Raw genomic sequence first — 17017 nt, 5'->3', positions numbered from 1 at the left:
TTGCCGCGCGCTTTGTGACTTATTCACATCGGCCCGGCGGCGCAACCCCTCAATTGATGAGCCGGTCGAGCGCTTCGCGGTACTTGGCCGCGGTCTTCGCGACGACGTCCGCCGGCAGGCGCGGCGCAGGCGGGGTCTTGTCCCACGGCTTGCCGTTGATGCGCACGGCTTCGAGCCAGTCGCGCACGAACTGCTTGTCGAAGCTCGGCGGGTTGGCACCGGCGGCGAGCGCCTCCTGGTAGCCCTCGACCGGCCAGTAGCGCGAGCTGTCGGGCGTGAGCACCTCGTCCATCAACACCAGCTTGCCAGCCTCGTCCAGGCCGAATTCGAACTTGGTGTCGGCGATGATCATGCCCTTCGACAGCGCAATCTCGGCCGCCGCCTCGTAGATCGCGATGCTGGTGTCGCGGATCTGCTGGGCCAGCGCCGGGCCGACGATCTCGACCACCTTGTCGTAGCTGATGTTCTCGTCATGCTCGCCCGCCGCCGCCTTGGCCGCCGGCGTGAAGATCGGACGCGGCAGCTTGCTCGCGTTGGTCAGCCCTTCCGGGAGCGGCACGCCGCAGACGGCGCGGCTCTCCTGGTATTCCTTCCAGCCGCTGCCCGCGAGGTAGCCGCGCACCACGGCCTCGACCGGAATCGGCTTGAGCCGCTTGACCAGCATCGAGCGCCCCTGCACCTGCGGCACTTCCTCGGGCTTCACCACGCTTTCCGGCGCCTCGCCGGTCAGGTGGTTGGGACACAGGTGGCCCAGCCGGTCGAACCACCAGAGCGCCATCTTCGTGAGGATTTCGCCCTTGCCGGGGATGGGCTCGCCCATGATCACGTCGAAGGCGGAAAGGCGGTCGCTTGCGACCATCAGGATGCGGTCGTTGCCGACGGCATAGTTGTCGCGCACCTTGCCGCGCGCGAGCAGCGGAAGGCTCTGGATGGAAGAGGTGTGGACGGTGGTCATGGCGAAAAGCTGAAAAGCCGTACGAGGCAGGATTCGGGGATTGTGCGCGCGGCGGCAGGCAGAAAAAAGCCACCGCGAAGGTGGCTTCTGCGTCAACGCAAGAGCGTCAGACCACCTTTTGCGCGAGTTCGCCCTTGGCGTACTTCGCAGCCACGACCTGCAGCGAGTCGCCCTTGATCTTGGCGGCCTGGCCTTCGCAGCCGAACTCGATGTAGCGCTGCTTGCAGATCTGCTTGGCGGCTTCGCGCGCGGGCTTGAGCCATTCGCGGGCATCGAACTTCTCGGGGTTCTCGGCCATGAACTTGCGCACCGCGCCGGTCATCGCGAGGCGGATGTCGGTGTCGATGTTGATCTTGCGCACGCCGTGCTTGATGGCTTCCTGGATTTCCTCGACCGGCACGCCGTAGGTTTCCTTCATGTTGCCGCCGTACTGGCGGATGATCGCCAGCAGCTCCTGCGGCACGCTCGACGAGCCGTGCATCACGAGGTGGGTGTTGGGGATGCGCCGGTGGATTTCCTTGATGCGGTCGATCGCGAGGATGTCGCCGGTGGGCTTGCGGGTGAACTTGTAAGCGCCGTGGCTGGTGCCGATGGCGATGGCCAGCGCGTCGATCTGGGTGCGCTTGACGAAGTCGGCCGCCTGCTCGGGGTCGGTCAGCAGCTGCTCGCGGGTCATGGTCGCGTCGGTGCCGTGGCCGTCTTCCTTGTCGCCCTTCATGGTCTCGAGCGAGCCGAGGCAGCCGAGTTCGCCTTCGACGGTGACGCCGACCTTGTGGGCCATGTCGACCACCTTCTTGGAGACGTCGATGTTGTAGTCATAGCTGGCGATGGTCTTGCCGTCGGATTCGAGCGAGCCGTCCATCATCACCGAGCTGAAGCCCAGGTCGATCGCGCCGCGGCACACATCGGGGCTCTGGCCGTGGTCCTGGTGCATCACCAGCGGAATCTGCGGATAGGCCTCGACCGCGGCCTGGATCAGGTGCTTGATGAAGGATTCGCCTGCATATTTGCGGGCACCTGCGCTCGCCTGAAGAATGACCGGAGCGCCGGTTTCCTTGGCCGCTTCCATCACGGCTTGCACCTGTTCGAGGTTGTTGACGTTGAAAGCCGGAATGCCGTAGCCGTTGGCGGCGGCGTGGTCGAGCAGTTCGCGCATCGAGACGAGTGCCATGGAAATACCTCGCGGGAATCTAGGGTGGAAACGGGAAAACTCAGTCGATTCTACGACCCCCTCCCTTTGCGACCCGAGTCAGGAGACCCTGCAGATCTTCAGCATGTTGGTGCCCCCTGGGGCTCCCATGGGCTCGCCGCAGGTGATTGCATACACGTCGCCGGCCTGCACGATGCCGCGCTTCTTGAGGTGCGCCTCGGCCTGCATCAGTGCGGTGTCCCGGTCGCTTTCGGGATCCATCAGCAGCGGCCGCACGTTGCGGTAGAGCGCCATCTTGCGCTGCGTGGACAGCCGCGAGGTCAGCGCGTACATGGGGATGTGGGCGCTGTGCCGGCTCATCCAGAGCGGGGTGGAGCCGGATTCGGTGAGCGCCACGATCGCCTTCGCGCCGAGATGATGCGCGGTGAAGAGCGCGCCCATCGCGATCGACTGGTCGATGCGGCTGTAGCTCTGGCCGCTGAAATCGGCATCGAGGTGCGGGTCTTCGGCCGCCTCGGCGGCTTCGCAGATCTTGCTCATCTCCTGCACGGTTTCGAGCGGATAGCGGCCCGAGGCGGTCTCGGCCGAGAGCATCACGGCGTCGGTGCCGTCGAGCACCGCGTTGGCCACGTCGCTGACCTCGGCGCGCGTCGGCACCGGGTTGGTGATCATCGATTCCATCATCTGCGTGGCGGTGATCACGACCTTGTCCATCTCGCGCGCCATGCGGATCATCTTCTTCTGCAGCGCCGGCACCGCTGCGTTGCCGACCTCCACCGCGAGGTCGCCGCGCGCGACCATGATGCCGTCGCTCGCGCGGAGGATCTCCTCCAGCTTCGGGATGGCTTCGGCGCGCTCGATCTTCGCGATCATCCCCGGCTTGTGGCCGAACTCGGCCGCCGCGACATTGCACAGCTGCCGCGCCATTTCCATGTCGGTCGCGTTCTTCGGGAAGCTCACCGCCACGTAGTCGGCCTGGAAGCTCATGGCGGTCTTGATGTCCTCCATGTCCTTGGCCGTGAGCGCCGGCGCCGTCAGGCCGCCGCCCTGCTTGTTGATGCCCTTGTTGTTGGAAAGCTCGCCGCCGAGCCGCACGATGGTGTGCACCGCGTCGCCCTTGACCGCGGTGACGTCCAGCACGATGAGGCCATCGTTGAGCAGCAGCGCGTCGCCGGCCTTCACGTCGCGCGGCAGGTCCTTGTAGTCGAGGCCGACCTCGTTGACGTCACCGGGCTCGGTGCGCGAGGCATCGAGGACGAACTTCGCGCCCGGGTCCAGCCAGACCTTGCCTTCGGCGAACTTGCCGACGCGGATCTTCGGCCCCTGCAGGTCGGCCATGATCGCGACCTCGCGCCCACTGCGGCGCGCGGCCTCGCGGACCATCGCCGCGCGATCGATGTGGTCTTGCGCGGTGCCGTGGCTGAAGTTCAGCCGCACGACGCTGACCTTGTGCACGATCATCTGCTCGAGCAGATCGAGCCTGCTCGAAGCCGGCCCGAGCGTCGCGACGATCTTGGTGGCATGGCGGGGAAGGCGGGTCGTGCTCATTCAGGTCTCCGATTGTGTATTCCGGACTGTATACACTTTTACCGCCAGCCGCCAGAGCCTTACGAGGCCCTCTTCTCGAGGATCTCGAAGGCCGGGAGCTTCTTGCCTTCGAGCACTTCCAGGAAGGCGCCGCCGCCCGTGGAGATGTAGCCGACCTTGCTCTCGATGCCGTACTTGGCGATCGCGGCCAGCGTATCGCCGCCGCCGGCGATCGAGAACGCCTTGCTCTCGGCGATCGCGTGGGCGATCACCTTCGTGCCGTTCGCGAAAGCGTCGAACTCGAACACGCCGACCGGGCCATTCCACACGATGGTGCCCGCCTCGCGCAGCTGGGCGGCGAGCAGTTCGGCCGTCTTCGGGCCGATGTCGAGGATCAGGTCGTCGTCGGCCACATCCTGAGCCGCCTTGATGGTTGCCGCGGCATCCGCTGCGAAGGTCTTCGCCGTGACCACGTCGACCGGGATCGGCACGCCGGCGCCGCGCTCGCGCATGGCGTCGATCACCGCCTTCGCTTCGTCGATGAGATCGGGCTCGGCGAGCGACTTGCCGATCTTGAGCCCCGAAGCCAGCATGAAGGTGTTCGCGATACCCCCGCCCACGACCAGTTGGTCGACCTTGTCGGCCAGGCTCTTCAGGATGGTGAGCTTGGTGCTGACCTTCGAGCCCGCGACGATCGCGACCAGCGGGCGCTTGGGCTGGGCCAGCGCCTTGGTGATCGCGTCGATCTCGGCCGCCAGCAGCGGACCGGCGCATGCGATCTTCGCGAACTGGGCGATGCCGTAGGTGGTGGCCTCGGCGCGGTGCGCGGTGCCGAAGGCGTCGTTGACATAGATGTCGGTCAGCGCCGCGAGCTTGCGCGAAAGCGCTTCGTCGTTCTTTTTCTCGCCCTTGTTGAGGCGGCAGTTCTCGAGCAGCACGACCTGCCCCGGCTGCACCTGGACCCCATCGACCCAGTCGGCGACCAGCGGCACTTCGCGGCCGAGCAGTTCGCCGAGCCGCTTGGCGACCGGCGCCAGCGAATCCTCGGGCTTGAACTGGCCTTCGGTCGGACGGCCGAGGTGCGAGGTCACCATGACCGCCGCACCGGCGTCGAGCGCCCGGCGGATGCACGGCACCGAGGCGCGGATGCGCGTGTCTTCGGTGATGTTGCCCGCATCGTCCTGCGGCACGTTGAGGTCGGCGCGGATGAACACGCGCTGGCCGGTGACTTTGCCTTGCGCACAGAGGTCGGTGAATCGAAGAACGTTCATGGGATGTCGGCGGAGTGAATGCGAATGAGGGCGCCCCGGCGGGCGGGAGCGGACATTGTAGGTTTCAGCCCACGAGTCCCGGCGTGTGGACGAAGCCTTCCAGCAGCTCGACGAAGCTGGCCGCCGCCGGCGAAAGCGATCGCTTCGACGCGCCGTAGATACAAACTTCGCGATGAAAATCCGGCTGGTCGAGCCGCACCATCTGCAGCCCATGCGCCCGCACCAGGGAAGCCGAGTAGGTCGGGCAGACCGTCAGCCCCAGTCCCGAGGCGACCATGCCCAGCGCGGTGGTCATGTACGAAACCTCCTGCGTCGTCGACCGCAGCATGAAATCGCGCGCGGCGGGTTCGAGTTCGGGCAGCACGCGCTGGCGGAAGTCGCGGGTCGGCGCGATGAAGGTGTAGGGCTCCAGCTCGTGCCAGCGTACCTTGCGGCGGCGGGCAAAAGGATGGTCTGGCGGGCAGATCAGCCAGTGCCGGTCGCGGAACAGTGTCCGTCGCTCGATCGCGCCATCGACCGCCACGTCCTGCCCCACGGCAAGCTCGACTTCGCCGGACACCACGCCGCTCAACAGATGCTCCGGCAGCGTGTCCGCGAGCCGCACGTCGATGTCGGGGTGCCGCGCGCGATACGCAGCGATCACGCGCGGCATCAGCGTGCAAGCCATGAGCTGCGGTGCGGCGAGCCGCAAGACGCCCTTCTTCTTGTCGCGCAGATCGGTCACGCCGGCCACCGCGCCCGCAAGGTCGGCCAAGAGGCGCTGCACCGAAGGCTGGAACTCGCGCCCCGCTTCGGACAGCTGGACACGCCGCGTATGGCGATCGAAGAGCTGCACGCCCATCTCGCGCTCCAGCTCGCGCACCAGCACGCTGAGGGCCGATTGGGTGAGATGCAGACTCGCGGCCGCGGCGGTGAAGCTGCCGGTCTCCGCGACGGCCGCGAAGGCGCGCAACTGGCGCAAAGTCAGATTCATTTGATTGCTTCATCAATCGATGAATTTATTTCGATTGAATCATAAGAAGAACAGCGGCCCAATCCACCCCATCGAGCCCCCGATGGAGACAACCATGCCTGACGAGACTGCCATCGCCGCGCCGCCCGTGCCCGTGCAGGGCCTGCACCACTTCGCATGGCGCTGCCGCGACAGCGAGGAAACGCGCCGCTTCTACGAAGACCTGCTGGGCCTGCCGCTCACGCACGTGATCAAGAGCGACCACGTGCCGAGCACCGGCGAGTACTGCCCCTACGTGCACATCTTTTTCCAGATGCGCGACGGCTCGTACATCGCCTTCTTCGACCTCGGCGACGACATCGCCGCGCTGCCATCACCCAACACGCCCGCCTGGGTCAATCACATCGCGCTGCGCGTCGAGTCGGTCGAGGCGTTGATGGCCGCCAAGTCGCGGCTCGAAGCGGCCGGCGTCGAAGTGCTCGGGCCGACGGACCACCACATCATCGCGTCGATCTACTTCTTCGATCCGAACGGCATCCGGCTCGAACTCACCACGCCCACGGTGCCCCCATCGGAGATGGACGCCCACGCCCTCAAGGCCCGCGCCGCGCTGGACGCATGGTCCGGGCGCAAGGCCGAATTGCGAAGGGCGGCGCATGGCTGAACTTCAACTCGCGGTCATCGACGTCAAGCCCGGCGCCGCGCTCGAAAGCCAGTCGGGCCTGCAGATGCTGCGCCCGCGCATCTACGGCGCGTACCGCGCGCCGGCCGGTCCGAAAAAGCTCGCGGCGATCGTGATGCACCCCACGAGCAACTTCATGGGCCACTACCTGATCGACCCGCTGGCCGAGCGCGGCATCTGCTGCATGGGCCTGAACTCTCGCTACATGGGCAACGACACGGTGCTGCTGATGGAGCGCGCGATCCAGGACCTCGGCGCGGGCGTGAAGCACCTGCGCGCGATGGGCTACGAAAAGGTCGTGCTCATCGGCAACTCGGGCGGCGCGGCGCTGGCGAGCTTCTACCAGGCGCAGGCCGAGAAGCTCACGGCGCACCACTTCGCGGATGGCGATCCGACGCATCTGCATCCGGACGATCTTCCGCCCGTGGACGGCATCGCGCTGTGCGCGGCGCACCTCGGCCGCTCGCGGCTGATGCGCGACTGGATCGACCCCTCGGTCACCGACGAGCACGATCCGCTCTCGGTCGATCCAGAACTCGACATGTACGACGCGCGCCATCGCGTGCCCTACGACGCCGACTTCCTCGCCCGCTTCAGCGCTGCGCAGAAGGCGCGTCTCGACCGCATCGAGCACCGGGCGCTGGAGCGGCTGCGCCAGCTCCGCAGCACGCCGGGCGCACCACGCGACCAGGCCTTCATCGTCTACCGCACGCATGCCGATCCGCGCTGCGTGGATCTGTCGCTCGATGCGAACGACCGCGCGCCGGGCAGCGTCTGGGGCGATGCGCGGCAGGTGAACTATTCGTGCAATGCGATGGGCCGCACGACCTCGCTGACGGCCTTCCTGTCGCAGTGGTCATCGCGCTCGCAGGCCGATGGTCCGACGAACCTCGCACGAACCACCGTGCCCAAGCTTCTGCTGACCTACACCGGCGACCAGTCCACCTTCCCGAGCACGCGCGATGCATGGATGGCGGCCGGCGGCGATCGCATCCGCAACGTCGACATCGTCGGCGGCAACCACTACCTCGCGGGACAGCCGGAGCTCGTGCCGCGCGCCGCGGAGGCCATTGCCGAATGGGCGCACGCCCTGTGAACACGCAGACCCCGATGGAAACCTACACCTTCGCTGCCCCGTACGAACTGCCGAGTTGGCCGTTCGTGCCGCCGCCGGAACTCGAAGGCGCCACGATCGTGCGCCACCCGATCGTGATCGTCGGCGCCGGTCCTGCGGGCCTCACATTGGCCTGCGACCTCGCCAGCCGCGGCGTGCGCGCGGTGCTGCTCGACGAGGACGACACGGTCGGCGTGCGGGGCGCCTCGTCGCGCGGCATCTGCTACGCGCAGAAGAGCCTGGAAATCTTCGCGCGGCTCGGCATCTACGAGCGCATCGCCGAAAAGGGCATCACCTGGTCCTTCGGTCGCACCTTCTCGGAAGACACCGAGGTCTACAACTTCAACCTGAAGACCGACAGCGTTTCGGCGCAACCGCCGTTCATCAACCTGCAGCAGTTCTACATCGAGTGGTTCCTGGTCGATCGCATCGGCGAACTCGGCCTCACGGACCTGCGCTGGAAGAACCGCGTGACAGAGGTGACGCCGCTCGCCGACGGCGTGCGCATCGCGGTGGAGACGCCGGCCGGCAACTACGCCATCGACGCCGACCACCTCATCGACGCCACCGGCGCGAACAGCCCGATTCGCACGCAGCTCGATATCGAGGCACACCCGTCGCGCAGCACCGACCGCTGGTGCATCACCGACGTGCGCTTCAAGAAGCCGCTGCCGGTCGAGCGCTGGACCTGGGTCGATGCACCCTTCAACGAAGGCCGGGCGGTGTGGCAGCACCTGATGGGCGATGGCGTGTGGCGCATCGACTACCAGATGCCGGAAGACTGCGATACCGCCCACATCAGCAAGCCCGAGGTGGCCGGTGCGCGGTTGCGCGAACAGCTCGGCCCGGGCGTGGAGTTCGAGTTCGTGTGGATCGGCCCGTATGGCTACCGCGACCACCTGCTCGACAACTTCCGACACGGCCGCATCCTCTTCATCGGCGATTCCGCGCATGTGGTCAGTCCCTTCGGCGCCCGCGGCGGCAACAGCGGCATCCAGGATGCGGCAAACCTTGGATGGAAGCTCGCGCTCGTCACGCAAGGGCTTGCGGACGATGCGCTGCTCGACACCTACGACGCCGAGCGCCGGCCCGCCGCCGTGGAGAACCTGCGCGTCACCAGCCGCTCCGCGCGCTTCCTTGCGCCACGATCACCGGCCGAACACACGATACGTGGTGCCGTGGTCGCACTTGCGCAGCGCTATCCCTTCGCCCGGGCGCTGGTCAACACCGGCCGCATGTCGGTCGCCAATGACTACCCTGCAGCGGCCCATCTGCCCGCCGGTGCGAAGACGGTCCAGAACCTCCCGCTTCAATGGCAGGACGGAGCACCGACCACGATCGCGGCACTGCTGGCCGAAGGCACGCAATGCCTCGGCCTCTGGTTCGCACCGACACGCGCGCAGGCGGATGCGGCGGCTGAGCTGGATGCATCGCTGCCGTTGCGGCTCGTCGCGGTCGGCGGCGACAGCGGCCTGCCCACGCTGCAGTCCGACGACGTGCTGGCCGGGCATCTCGGCGACGCAGCGCCCGGCAGCCTGTGCATCGTGCGCCCGGACGCCTATCGCGGCGCGCTGCTGAACGACCCGACGCCCGCATCGATCGCCGCCGCGCTCGACACCACGCTCGCGCACCGCCGACCCTGAAAACCATGATCACCGAGCCCCACATCCCCGACCCCGATGGCTTCTACGCGGCCTGGATCGCCGCGCACGAGGGCCTGACCGAAGCCCAGAGCGCCGACTACAACGCGCGGCTCGTGCTGCTGCTGGCCAACCAGTGCGGCGACCAAACCCTGCTGCTGGACTGCATCGCCGCGGCCCGCGACAGCGGCACGCCTCCCCCGACACACAACCCACGCAAACCCACATGAGCACGACCGTTTCCTTCGCTTCTGCCTCGGACACCCGCGAACAGAAGCCGCAGGTGCGCGAACTCGCGCCCGACGTCTACGGCTACATCAGCGACTTCGATCCCAACTGCGGCTTCATCGTCGGCGACGAGCACGTGGTGCTGATCGACACGCGTCCCACACCGCGCATGGCGCGCGACTTCCTGGCCGACATCCGCAAGGTCACCGACAAGCCGATCAAGTTCATCGTGCTCACCCACTACCACGCGGTGCGCGTGATGGGCGCGAGCGCCTTCGACGAGGCCCAGGCCATCATCGCAAGCAGGGGCACGCTGGAATGGGTGCGCGAGCGCGGGCAAGCCGATTTCGATTCGGAAGTCGGCCGCTTCCCGCGCCTCTTCGCCGGCGTCGAGGAAATCCCCGGTCTCACCGAGCCGACGATCAGCTTCGAGCGCGAGATGAGCCTCTGGCTGGGCCAGCGCGAAGTGCGCCTGATGTGCCTTGGCCGGGGCCATTCGGGCGGCGACACCGTCGCATGGCTGCCGGATTGCGGTGTGCTCTTCTCGGGCGACGTGGTCGAAAACCGCTGCGGCGTGTATGCCGGCGATGCCTACATGCAGGACTGGGCCGGCACGCTCGATGCGGTGGCCGCGCTCGAGCCACGCGTGCTGGTGCCCGGCCGCGGCGCGGTGCTTCAGGGCGAAGCCGCCTGCGCCGAAGCCATCTCGCTGACCAAGGCTTTCCTCTCGACGCTGCTTGAGAGCGTGCGATCCGGCATCGCGGCCGGCGATGGCCTGCGCGGCTGCTTCGAGCGCGCCGAGCAGGCGATGAAGCCGCGCTTCGGCGACTGGCCCGTGTTCCAGCACGTGCTGCCCTTCGACGTATCGCGCGCCTACGACGAGCTGCGCGGCATCGAACACCCCGCCATCTGGACCGCCGAGCGCGACCGGGAGCTCTGGCAGATCTTGCGCGGCTAGATGAGCTCGCCCAGCGGCCCGGCGAAGCCGGCTCCGCGGCATTCCTGGCTCGAATCGTGACGGCTCACTGATATCGCATGTAGCCAGCTCGATTGGGGCGACGATCTCGTGCATGATCGCCTCGCCTTTCATCGATGACAGCGACATGCACGTGACGAAACATCTGCTGCCAGCGTTCGCGCTATCGCTCTGCATTGCTCAGGCCCATTCGGCGGGTGCACCCGAGCCCACCCCTTGCCCCGCGCCGGTTCCCGAATCGGCCCGCTGCTACACCGGCAGAGACGACGCCGGCGCCTTCTACTGGATCGCGATCCCGAAGGACTGGAATCGCGTCCTCGTGATGCACGCGCACGGCGGCCCCGAGACCGGCCCGCCGAAGCTGGAGCGCAGCGAGGAAGACCTCAAGCGCTGGGCCGTCACGGTGCGGGCAGGCTATGCGTGGGCCGCGTCGACCTACCGGCGCGGCGGCTACGGCGTGACGATGGCGGCCGAGGACACCGAGCGGCTGCGGCAGATCTTCGTCAGCCATTTCGGCACGCCGCGCCGCACGCTGCTGCACGGGCAGAGCTACGGCGGGAGCGTCGCCTCGAAGGCGGCCGAGCTCTATGCGCCGCCCGGCGCGAAGAGTCCCTATGACGGCGTGGTGCTGACGAGCGGCGTGCTCGGCGGCGGCAACAACGCCTACGACTTCCGGCTCGATCTGCGGGTGGTCTACCAATATCTCTGCCACAACCACCCACGTGCCGACGAACCGCAGTACCCGCTCTGGAAGGGCCTGCCGAAGGATTCGAAGCTCACGCGCGCAGAGCTCGCCGCGCGGGTGAAGGAATGCACCGGCGTCGGCCTGCCCGCAGCGCAGCGCACGCCCGAGCAGGCCGCCCGGCTGAAGACGATCCTCTCGGTCACGAAGATCGACGAGCGCTCGCTCGTCGGCCATCTGTCATGGGCGACGTGGCTGTTCCAGGACCCGGTGCAGTCGCGGCTGGAGGGGCGCAATCCCTTCGGCAACATCGGCGTGGCCTATCGCGGCTCGAACGACGACGCGGCGCTGAATGCGGGCGTCGCGCGTTACGCGGCCGACCCTCAGGCGCAGGGCGAACTGGCGGCCGACAGCCTTCCCACCGGCCGCACCTCGCTGCCGACCGTGACCCTGCATGCGATCGACGATCCGACCGCCTTCGTCGAACTCGAAGACCTCTACCGCCGCATCCGCGAATCGGCCGGCACCGGCGACAAGCTGGTGCAGACCTTCAGCACCGAGCGCGAGCACAGCTATCTGAGCGACTCGGAATATCCGGCGCTCTTCACCGCGTTGCTGGACTGGATCGACAAGGGCGAGAAGCCCACGCCCGAAAGCATCGCGCTACTGTGCAAGGCCGTGATGCCGCGCTATCGCCCGGACGGCAAGAACGATTGCCACATCCAGCCGGGCTGGCATCCGGCTTCGCTGGAAAGCCGGGTCGCGCCACGATCGCCCTGATCGCCTACCAACCCAGGCCCAGGCAGAATTCGCCAGTGAGCGGACGCTGGCGGCGCGCGAGCAACGATTTTGCTCGAGGTCGCGAAGCTACTCCGAAGCGCGTGCACGCCGACCGTTAAGCTGGGAACAATCAGCAAGCATGCCGCCGGTGGTCGGCCGGTTGCAGACCAGTGCTCCTCACAACAGACAGTGTCGGGTATCGGCCTGAAAATACTCAAAATGATGGATTGGGTCCCTATAGTCTTCGTTACGTTCAAGGTTCTCGTGTTCGGCACGGGCATGTTCTTCGCCGTCAAGTGGCACTATGAGCGAGGGAAGAAGGGGAGGGAGAAGCAGAGCGCGGTGCTACGTGCGGGCGGCAAGGTGGCCGCGGTCTTCTTGCTATCGCTCCTGGGCCTCTCGCTCCTCACCTTCGGCCTTGGCAGGATGCTCGGTTTGGACTTGACCTTGCCTTGATGGCCTGGGAATAGTCGGCCGATATCCAGCGATGCGGCAGCCGTTCCTCCAAGTCCAGCGCGCAAGCGTCTGCTGTGGGGAGAGTCAAGGTCGCCTATGGGCGCGAAGGAGTCGGTCCCCGTCGCCGCGCTGATCGCCTGAAGACTCGCCCGGGCCCAGGCGCGCCCTACCAGCCCAGCCCGAGGTGCAGCGGCAGGTAGACCGCCATGCCCGCGAGCATCGTCCCGAGCACGCCGCCGCGCCAGAAGAAATAGGCGACGCCGGCGATCGCACCGTAGAGGCGCGCATCCTGCAGGGTCGTTGTCAGATGGCCCTGCGTCATGACGACCTCGGGAATCACCACCGCGGCCAGCGCGGCAGCCGGCGCGTAGTGCAGGGCGCGATGCGCCCAGTCCGGCAGACCCCACGGCCGGTCGAGGATGAAGAAGAAGCAGCGCGTCAGCACCGTGACACCTGCCAGGCCGACGATGACCGCCAGCGTCCACAGATCGGTCTGCCCGCCGCCGAGACTCACTTCTGGTCCTCCGCATCGGGATCGAGTCCGAACTGCCTCTCGAGCCAGAAGCACAGCAGCACCGCGACACCAATGCCCGCCACGATGTTGAGCTTGAGCGGCAGCGCATAGGCCGCAACCGCGGTCACGCCGGCGACGACCACCGCGAGCACGCGAAGGCGCGTGCTCGCCATCGAGCAGACGATCGCCACCAGGCTCAGCACGCCCGCGAAGCCGAGCCCCCAGCTCTGCGGAATCATGTTCGCCAGCCCGATGCCGAGCAGGCTCAGGCCCATCCATGCCCCCCAGGTCACGCAGTAGTTGCCCGTGAGGTAGGCCTCCTGCGCGCGCTTCTCGGCTTCGGTCTCGGGCGGACGGGTGTACCTGCGCGTGAACATCGCATAGCTCATGTCGGCGGTGAGATAGCCGTGCGTCATGCGGCGCCAGCGCGGCATGTGCATCAGATACGGCCGCAGATGCAGGCTGAAGACCACGAAGCGCAGGTTGACGCAGAAACCCGTCGCCAGGATCACCCAGGCCGGTGCGCCGGCGATCAGCAGCGGGATGGACGCGAGCTGCGAACTGCCCGCGTAGACCAGCAGGGTCATCGCGACCGCCTCGACCACGCTCATGCCGGACTTGAGCATGGCGACGCCGGTCATGAGGCCCCACGCGCCGATGCCGAGGGCGATCGGCGACATGTCGCGAATGCCCTGGCGAAATTCCGGTTGGCGGCGGATCGATCGCGAGAGGAACATCAGCCGAAGACCTGTCCCGGCTTCACGTCGAAGCCTCGCAGGAAATCGGCCACCGGCAGGCGCTTGCCGCCTGCGCGCTGGAGTTCGGAGACGACAACCACCGAGCCCTTGGCCGCGACGGCAATGCCGGTCGGACCGACGGAGAGCACGGTGCCGGGCGCTTCGGACGGCGCTTCGTCACGGGTCTGCGCGGCCCAGAGCTTGATGGTTTCGCCATCGAGCATGCTGCTCGCACCGGGGAATGGATCGAACGCGCGGATGCGCCGCACGATCGCGGCCCCGTCCAGCGACCAATCCACGTTCGCCTCGGCCTTCTCGACCTTGTGCGCGTAGGTCACGCCCTCGCCGGGCTGCGCGACGGCCTGGAGCGCGCCGGCCTGCGCCTGCTCGAGCGCCAGGACGATCATGCGGCCGCCGAGCGCCGCGAGCCGGTCGTGCAGGCGCGCGGTGTTGTCGTCGCCGACCGGCGTGGCTTCGCGCAGCAGCATGTCGCCGGTGTCGAGACCGGCGTCCATCTGCATGATCGTGATGCCGGTCTCGGCGTCGCCGGCTTCGATCGCACGGTGGATCGGCGCGGCCCCGCGCCATCTCGGCAACAGACTCGCGTGGATGTTGAGGCAGCCCAGGCGCGGCGCATCGAGCACCCACTGCGGAAGGATCAGGCCGTAGGCGGCCACGACCATGACTTCGGCTTTCGAATCCGCGATCGCACGGCGCGCGGCCTCGGCGTCGTCGGGATACTTGCCATCGAGCCGCAGGCTTCGCGGCTGGATCACGGGCCATCCGCGCGACACCGCGAACTGCTTGACCGGGGAGGCCTGCAGCTTCATGCCGCGCCCGGCCGGGCGGTCGGGCTGGGTCAGCGTGAGGACGATCTCGTGGCCGGCCGCGGCGATCGCTTCGAGCGCGACGCGGGCGAATTCGGGCGTGCCCGCGAACGCAACCTTCATCGCACTCACCGGTTGATGAGAAAGACGTTCAGGTCATCGCCCGTGTGATAGTGGTCCACCACCCCGTCCGGCCTCACGTAGATATAGAGCAGCCGGCGCGCATTCATCGACCTGTAGCGCCAGCTCCAGACATCGCCATGGAAAGAGCTCACGCGGGTGATCTCGTAGGGCCGCCCGTAGGTGCGCAGCACATCGTCGACGCGCCAGACGCCAGGCTTGATGGTGCTGTCGAAGAGGCCCTCGAAGAGCTCCTGCCGGATGGAAACCACATGACCGCTCGCGTCGACGTCGATGTTCGACACCTCGAAGCCCATCGGCGCACGGGAATACTGGAGCCGTTCGCCGCCGCCCTGCAGCGGATAGGTCGCCGTCGGGGTGCCGAGTTGCAGAAGCGCCTGATCGCGCGTGGTGCCGAGCGGCAGTCGCGTCGGCTCGCTGGCACAACCCGTCAAGACGGACGCCACGACAACGGCCGCGAGCCACGCACGCTTCATGATCACCGCCGCCCTTCGCGCTGTTCGAGTTTCTGTTCTTCGCGCTGCTGCTTGAGCAGCTTGCTCTTGATGCGGTTGCGCTTCAGCGGCGAGAGGTATTCGACGAAGACCTTGCCCAGCAGGTGATCGAGTTCGTGCTGGATGCACACTGCGAGCAGGCCCTCGGCCGCGATGGTCTGCAGCTCGCCTTCGGCATCGAGCGCCGTCACGCGCACCGCGGTGGAGCGCTCCACGCCGTCGTAGATGCCCGGCACCGAGAGGCAGCCTTCTTCATTGACGACCTTTTCGTTGCTCGCCCAGACGATCTCGGGATTGATGAGCACCAGGGGCTCGTCGCGCTCCTCGGATACATCGATCACGACCAGCCGCTCATGCACGTCGATCTGCGTTGCGGCGAGCCCGATGCCCTTCGCGTCGTACATGGTCTCGAGCATGTCGGCGACCAACGTCCTGATGCGCGCATCGACGCCCTGCACTGGTTTGGCCACCGTGTGCAGGCGAGCGTCGGGGTAACTCAAAATGGTTCGTTTTGCCATGAAAGCGGGGAAAAGTTGTCGCTATTTTCGCCATTTCCGCGACGGCTCGACGCGGTGCGCGGGATTTACATTGCCGTATCTAGGGCTTCAGCGCAAAATTCGTAGCAAATTGTGAGGATTCGTACGTTTTGCGTGGCGCAGTGTGTGCACACCATCAACCATGAATAAATTCCGAACCAACGAACGCCTGCGTCCCAGCTTCCTCGCCACGCTGGCAGCCCTCGCCTTGGCGAGTTTCGCAAGCGCGACGGCATCCGCACAAAACTACCCCGTCACGCCGCAGCAGCGCGCAACCGCCCAGCAAACCGCGCAGGCCGGCATTCCCATCAGCGAACTCGCGCCCAACGCACCCGACGAATACACGGTCAAGCCCGGCGACACGCTGTGGGCCATTTCCCGGCTCTATCTCCGCAGCCCGTGGCGCTGGCCCGAGCTGTGGGGCATGAACATCAGCGAGATCTCCAATCCGCACCGGATCTATCCGGGCCAGGTGCTCTACCTCGACAAGACCGGCGGCCGCGCCCGTCTGAGCACCCGGCGCGGCTCCGGCGGGCCCGAAGGCACCATCAAGCTGTCGCCGCGCACGCGCTATGAATCGCTGTCCGGCATGGCGCTGCCGACGCTCAACCCGAGCCTGATCGAACCCTTCCTCGCCGAGCCGGTGGTGGTGGACGACAACACCCTGCGCACGGCACCGCGCATCGTCGCCGGCAACGACAGCCGGGTGCTGCTGTCCCGCGGCGATCGGGCCTATGCACGCGGCGACGTCAATTCGCCGCTCGTCGAAACGGCCGGCCCGATCAAGACCTTCCGGATCTTCCGCGACGCCACACCGCTGAAGGACCCGGCCACCGGCGAGATCCTCGGCTACGAAGCCCAGTACCTCGGCAAGGCCCAGTTGCAGCGCGGCGAGTCGACCCTGAGCGAAATGGTCGACGGCAAGGAGGTCGTCAGCGTCGTGCCGGCCACCATCGACATCGTTTCCGCACGCGAGGAAATGCGCGCCGGCGATCGCCTGTTGCCGGAGCCTCCGCGTGAACTCCTGAGCTACGCCCCTCGCGCCCCGCAGCAGCCGATCGAAGGCCGCATCGTCTCGGTCTACGGCAATGCGGTGCAGTTCGCCGCCCAGAACCAGGTGGTGGCCATCAACAAGGGCCTGCGCGACGGCATCGAGTCCGGACACGTGCTGGCGATCCTCAAGAACGGCGAAACGATCGTCGACAAGACCGGCGCCGCCAAGGAGACGCTGAAGCTGCCGAACGAACGCATCGGCCTCTTGATGGTGTTCCGCCCGTTCGAGAAGGTTTCCTATGCCCTCGTGCTGGAGATCAACGACACGCCGCGGGTGGGCGATCTGCTGGTCAATCCCTGAG

Annotated in this window: 18 protein-coding genes; 8 read left to right on the top strand and 10 right to left on the bottom strand. The window is 67.0% G+C overall.

Annotated features, from left to right (window positions below; genetic code table 11):
• Positions 1 to 49: 49 nt before the first annotated feature.
• The 5 genes from ACQ858_RS23175 to ACQ858_RS23155 all read right to left on the bottom strand — a co-directional run bounded on the left by ACQ858_RS23175 (position 50) and on the right by ACQ858_RS23155 (position 5876).
• Complete coding sequence (locus ACQ858_RS23175) at positions 50 to 955, bottom strand: phosphoribosylaminoimidazolesuccinocarboxamide synthase (RefSeq protein ID WP_431274835.1); 906 nt, start codon at positions 953 to 955, stop codon at positions 50 to 52.
• Between the two features lie 106 nt (positions 956 to 1061).
• Entirely contained in the window at positions 1062 to 2126 is a 1065-nt protein-coding gene (fba, locus tag ACQ858_RS23170) for a class II fructose-bisphosphate aldolase (protein ID WP_431274834.1), read from the bottom strand.
• Between the two features lie 78 nt (positions 2127 to 2204).
• Positions 2205 to 3653, bottom strand: coding sequence for a pyruvate kinase (gene pyk, locus ACQ858_RS23165; RefSeq protein ID WP_431274833.1), 1449 nt, complete (start codon positions 3651 to 3653; stop codon positions 2205 to 2207).
• A gap of 59 nt (positions 3654 to 3712) precedes the next feature.
• Positions 3713 to 4903, bottom strand: a complete 1191-nt coding sequence (locus ACQ858_RS23160; RefSeq protein ID WP_431274832.1) for a phosphoglycerate kinase — start codon at positions 4901 to 4903, stop codon at positions 3713 to 3715.
• A 64-nt stretch (positions 4904 to 4967) separates the two neighbouring features.
• On the bottom strand, positions 4968 to 5876 hold the full coding sequence (locus ACQ858_RS23155) for a LysR family transcriptional regulator (protein ID WP_431274831.1): 909 nt from the start codon (positions 5874 to 5876) through the stop codon (positions 4968 to 4970).
• 94 nt (positions 5877 to 5970) lie between these two features.
• Between ACQ858_RS23155 and ACQ858_RS23150 the strand changes: the two genes are divergently transcribed.
• The 7 genes from ACQ858_RS23150 (at position 5971) to ACQ858_RS23120 (ending at position 12413) form a co-directional block, all read left to right on the top strand.
• A complete protein-coding gene (locus ACQ858_RS23150; protein WP_431274830.1) occupies positions 5971 to 6519 on the top strand; it encodes a VOC family protein in 549 nt (182 codons plus the stop codon).
• Positions 6512 to 7633, top strand: a complete 1122-nt coding sequence (locus ACQ858_RS23145) for an alpha/beta hydrolase family protein (RefSeq protein WP_431274829.1) — start codon at positions 6512 to 6514, stop codon at positions 7631 to 7633. The genes ACQ858_RS23150 and ACQ858_RS23145 overlap by 8 nt, the downstream gene beginning before the upstream one ends.
• A gap of 14 nt (positions 7634 to 7647) precedes the next feature.
• The gene (locus tag ACQ858_RS23140) at positions 7648 to 9294 is read left to right on the top strand and encodes an FAD-dependent monooxygenase (RefSeq protein WP_431276933.1); all 1647 of its coding nucleotides are present in this window, start codon (positions 7648 to 7650) and stop codon (positions 9292 to 9294) included.
• A 5-nt stretch (positions 9295 to 9299) separates the two neighbouring features.
• Positions 9300 to 9521 (top strand): DUF2783 domain-containing protein, encoded by a 222-nt coding sequence (locus tag ACQ858_RS23135; RefSeq protein ID WP_431274828.1) that lies wholly within the window; start codon positions 9300 to 9302, stop codon positions 9519 to 9521.
• Positions 9518 to 10477: an MBL fold metallo-hydrolase gene (locus ACQ858_RS23130; RefSeq protein ID WP_431274827.1), complete on the top strand. Its 960-nt coding sequence runs from the start codon at positions 9518 to 9520 to the stop codon at positions 10475 to 10477. The genes ACQ858_RS23135 and ACQ858_RS23130 overlap by 4 nt, the downstream gene beginning before the upstream one ends.
• Before the next feature lie 112 nt (positions 10478 to 10589).
• On the top strand, positions 10590 to 11957 hold the full coding sequence (locus ACQ858_RS23125) for an alpha/beta hydrolase family protein (protein WP_431274826.1): 1368 nt from the start codon (positions 10590 to 10592) through the stop codon (positions 11955 to 11957).
• Positions 11958 to 12176: 219 nt separating this feature from the next.
• On the top strand, positions 12177 to 12413 hold the full coding sequence (locus ACQ858_RS23120) for a hypothetical protein (protein WP_431276932.1): 237 nt from the start codon (positions 12177 to 12179) through the stop codon (positions 12411 to 12413).
• 166 nt (positions 12414 to 12579) lie between these two features.
• Here ACQ858_RS23120 and ACQ858_RS23115 read toward each other — a convergent pair whose 3' ends face one another.
• The 5 genes from ACQ858_RS23115 to def are packed head-to-tail and all read right to left on the bottom strand — an operon-like array spanning position 12580 to position 15644.
• A complete protein-coding gene (locus ACQ858_RS23115; protein WP_431274825.1) occupies positions 12580 to 12927 on the bottom strand; it encodes an AzlD domain-containing protein in 348 nt (115 codons plus the stop codon).
• Positions 12924 to 13664 (bottom strand): AzlC family ABC transporter permease, encoded by a 741-nt coding sequence (locus ACQ858_RS23110; protein WP_431274824.1) that lies wholly within the window; start codon positions 13662 to 13664, stop codon positions 12924 to 12926. Before ACQ858_RS23110 ends, ACQ858_RS23115 begins: the two co-directional genes overlap by 4 nt.
• Entirely contained in the window at positions 13664 to 14614 is a 951-nt protein-coding gene (gene fmt / locus ACQ858_RS23105; protein ID WP_431274823.1) for a methionyl-tRNA formyltransferase, read from the bottom strand. The genes ACQ858_RS23110 and fmt overlap by 1 nt, the downstream gene beginning before the upstream one ends.
• A gap of 5 nt (positions 14615 to 14619) precedes the next feature.
• Positions 14620 to 15108: a hypothetical protein gene (locus tag ACQ858_RS23100; protein WP_431274822.1), complete on the bottom strand. Its 489-nt coding sequence runs from the start codon at positions 15106 to 15108 to the stop codon at positions 14620 to 14622.
• A gap of 2 nt (positions 15109 to 15110) precedes the next feature.
• Positions 15111 to 15644 carry a peptide deformylase gene (def, locus tag ACQ858_RS23095; protein WP_431274821.1) on the bottom strand — a complete coding sequence of 178 codons (534 nt, stop codon included), beginning with the start codon at positions 15642 to 15644 and terminating at the stop codon, positions 15111 to 15113.
• A 160-nt stretch (positions 15645 to 15804) separates the two neighbouring features.
• Between def and ACQ858_RS23090 the strand changes: the two genes are divergently transcribed.
• A complete protein-coding gene (locus tag ACQ858_RS23090) occupies positions 15805 to 17016 on the top strand; it encodes a LysM peptidoglycan-binding domain-containing protein (RefSeq protein WP_431274820.1) in 1212 nt (403 codons plus the stop codon).
• The last annotated feature ends 1 nt before the right edge of the window (position 17017 follow it).

This window comes from Variovorax ureilyticus (assembly GCF_050632185.1).
In the GTDB taxonomy this organism is placed as follows: Bacteria; Pseudomonadota; Gammaproteobacteria; order Burkholderiales; family Burkholderiaceae_C; genus Variovorax; species Variovorax ureilyticus_A.
The sequence above is the reverse complement of the archived record's forward strand: the minus strand, read 5'-3'. Positions and strand labels throughout refer to the sequence as shown.